The organism is Paenibacillus ihuae, assembly GCF_001368795.1.
Taxonomy (GTDB): domain Bacteria; phylum Bacillota; class Bacilli; order Paenibacillales; family Paenibacillaceae; genus Paenibacillus_AQ; species Paenibacillus_AQ ihuae.
Genome location: NZ_LN831199.1, coordinates 213,272 through 216,668, shown reverse-complemented (window position 1 = coordinate 216,668; position 3,397 = coordinate 213,272). Strand labels below are relative to the sequence as shown.

Genomic DNA, 3,397 nt, shown 5'->3' with positions numbered 1-3,397 from the left:
TGCCGGAGGCCGGTAGCCGCCGCGGCTGACGAACAGGCCCATTATGCCGAAGCCGAGTGTTCCGATGAAGGTAAGGAATACACCGGACTGATACATGCTTTGCGCCCCGAGGTTCTGGTACAGCCATCCGCCCAGCACGCCGCCAAGAATGCCGGAAATTCCGCTCCAGGTCAGGGTGTAAAGGGCCTGTCCCGAAGAACGGTACGGCCTCGGGACGAGCAGCATCGTGAGCTGTGTGCCGACATAGAAGAATCCGCCGAAGGTAATGCAGTGCAGAATCTGGATCATGGCTACCTGAAGCGGCGTTGTCGATCCGGCCATCAGCCACCAGCGTACAAGGAACAAGGCGCTTACCGCGGCCAGCAAGCCGAGCAGCACAGAAATTTGGCGTTTCAGGAAGCGGTCGCACAGCACGAGTACTCCTACTTCAAGTATGGCGGAGAGGAATACGGCAAGTCCGATCATGGTTTTGCTTCCGCCAAGCTCCGTGATGTACAGCGACACAAAGGTGTTGTTCATCGTATTGGGGATGGACACCAGGATGCCGAAGAAGATAAAGCACAGAAAGAACGGATTATAAAAAATTTGCCGGAAGCCCTTGAACGGCAGCGGGGCAATCCCGATCGAGTGGTTCAGCCTCGGCAGCGCAACCAGTGCGAGCATCGCCAAACAGAGCAGTGCCGCGAACAGATAGGACAGCACGGAAACACCTGCCCATTCGATCACCGGGCCGGCCAGAATCGCGGTCAGCGCCCAGCCGAGCGATCCCCACAGCCGGAAGGAGCTGAAACGGTGATTGGTGCCTTCGATATAGCTGAGAATCATCGTGTTGCTCTGGGCGAACAGCGGGCCCTGAAAGAAGTAAAAGAAAAGAATGGAGATATAAATCATCTCATATGTATGCGCCTGAAACACAAGCTGCGATAAGACCAGGGTTCCTGTCAGCATGACAAGGACGATCCGCCGGATATTCTGATACTTGTCACTCCAAATGCCCCAGAACGGGTTGGCCACAATGGAAACCAGCGCGCCTACGGACATCAGGCTTCCGATCTCAACCTTGTTCATTCCGACATCCTGCAGGTAGAGCGGAAAGAAGCTGGTAAAGAGCACAACAGTCCCGTACACAAAGAAGTTAAACCATTTCAGAGAGGTGAACGATTGCTGCTTATTAAAATTCTCCCGCAAATTTGGCACTCCTTTCCCGCCAGATGCCTTACATTTATTAGCAGCACCATAGAATAGGCCGCTTCTATCACTGTAACATTTGTTGAAAAGGGATACAAACCAAGTTTTTGGACGCTTTTCTGCCAGGGAGTCTAATCGTCTAATTACAGCTCCCTGCAGCCTTTGATGTCCGCTGGAAAGAGGCATTAGACTACGATCTGTTTTCATACACCAAAGTCTGATACGATAACCCTAGATGGGATTGCTAAAGATTGGACCGTTTTAGAATATACAAAATTCCAGCAGGAGGACAGGATGCCACAGTATACGGGAATTCTTTTGACAGGAGGGGCCTCGAGGCGGATGGGCCGTGACAAAGCGCTGCTTGAGCTTGATGGAAGACCCGTGATTGCCAGGCTGGCAGACGAGCTTTCAAGTCTGGCCGGCAGCACGGTCATTGCCTGCGGCCCACGGGAGCGGCGGGAGTACAGCTTCCTCGGATTGCCGCAGATTGCAGATGAATATCAGGGCTGCGGCCCCCTGGCCGGACTGCATGCAGCGCTTACCCATTCTCAGAATGAATGGAATCTGGTCGCGGCTTGTGATCTGCCGTTTGCTTCTGCGGAGTTCCTGCAGTATATACTCCGCTATCATGCACAGGCTTATTCGCAGGGCAGCGCAACAGCGGGCGGCCATGGGGCGGATGCTGCTGTTGCTGTATCCTGCCAAGGCCGGGTACAGCCCCTGCTCGGACTGTACCATAAGCGGGCGCTTCCGGCACTCAAAGCCGCACTTAGCGCCGGAAATTTCAAGGTGATGGACTTTCTTGAGACGCTGGATGTTCTCTATGTGCCGGAATCCGGCTTTTCGTCATTCCCGCCGGCTCCTTCCCCTTTGTACAATATGAACACACCGGAGGATTATGCCGCTGCTGCCTTGCTGGCGCATCGTCCCGCAAACGGGTAGTATTTTCGGATATCCGTTTAACTTCAGTTTAAATTGCAAGCTTATTATAGTGGCCAGGCGGAGAAACGTGAATATAGCTCCCAAAGATTAATCCGCCAGAAAAGAGGAATTCCGATGGAGAACACTAAATCCCCGCAGAAACGGCAGGGTGCGGCGATGAAGCCGTTCCTGAAGCTGCTGCATCAGACGAAACCTTCCTACGGCCTGCTCACGCTCGCTGTGCTGCTCAGTATGATCTCAACCCTGGTTGGCCTTGTCATCCCTATGTTCACTAAGAATCTGGTTGACGGCTTCTCCATTTCGTCGATCAGCAAGCTGCAGATTGCCGGAATAGCTGGTGCTTTTATCGCCCAGACGATTGCCGGGGGTGTCTCGATCTATTTGCTGAACTATGTGGGGCAGAAGACCGTAGCTGCGCTGCGCGACCGGCTATGGCGCAAGTTCCTCGTCCTGCCGGTGTCCTATTTCAACGATAACCGCACCGGCGAAAGCGTCAGCCGGATGACGAATGATACCGGGATTCTCAAAACCCTCATCTCAGAGCATCTGGCCAGTCTGTTCACCGGCGTCATTTCGATTGTCGGCTCGATTTCCGTGCTGCTGTACCTGAACTGGAAAATGACGCTGGTGCTGTTCACGGTGCTTCCGTTATCCGCACTTATTCTTGTCCCGCTGGGCCGGCAGATGTATAAGATTTCTAAAGGAACGCAGGATGAAACGGCTTCTTTTACCGCTACGCTTAGCGGGGTACTCTCGGAAATCCGGCTGGTGAAATCCTCCGGGGCGGAACAGCGGGAATATGAGGCGGGACGGACCGGAATTATGAATCTGCTCTCTTTTGGCATCCGGGAGGGAAAAATCAGCGCGATGATCAGTCCGCTCGTCTCCTTCGTGTTCATGATGCTGCTGGTGGTGATTATCGGCTACGGAGGGATGCAGGTATCTTCGGGTGCCTTGACCGCAGGGGAACTGGTCGCTTTTATCTTGTATCTGATCCAGATTGTAATGCCGCTGACCCAGCTGACCCAGTTCTTTACCCAAATCCAGAAGGCCAAAGGCGCTTCGGAACGGATCATTGAAACGCTGACAGTGGAAGAGGAGGTATACGAAGGGGCAGAGGAAGCTGCTCAGGTGGAAGCTCCTATTATTGTAGAAGACCTAAGCTTTGGATATAAGTCGGGAGAGCAGGTGCTGAATAAGGTCAGCTTTACGATGCAGCCTGGCCAGGTTACAGCGATTGTCGGCCCGAGCGGCGGACGGAAAA

At 53.7% G+C, this 3,397-nt stretch carries 3 protein-coding genes; 2 read left to right on the top strand and 1 reads right to left on the bottom strand.

What is annotated here, in order from left to right:
* Nucleotides 1-1,197 (bottom strand): MFS transporter (locus AQR02_RS20640; RefSeq protein ID WP_342447488.1); only part of this gene is annotated, 1,197 nt, incomplete at its 3' end.
* Nucleotides 1,198-1,482: 285 nt separating this feature from the next.
* Here AQR02_RS20640 and mobA point away from each other — a divergent pair.
* Nucleotides 1,483-2,133 carry a molybdenum cofactor guanylyltransferase gene (gene mobA, locus AQR02_RS20635; protein ID WP_082451996.1) on the top strand — a complete coding sequence of 217 codons (651 nt, stop codon included), beginning with the start codon at nt 1,483-1,485 and terminating at the stop codon, nt 2,131-2,133.
* 114 nt (nt 2,134-2,247) lie between these two features.
* On the top strand, nt 2,248-3,397 hold a 1,150-nt coding region (locus tag AQR02_RS34700), incomplete at its 3' end, for an ABC transporter ATP-binding protein (RefSeq protein ID WP_245237647.1).

Coding starts and splice junctions, on each gene's coding strand:
- mobA (WP_082451996.1), top strand. CDS start 1,483: ATGCCACAGTATACGGGAATTCTTTTGACAGGAGGGGCCTCGAGGCGG.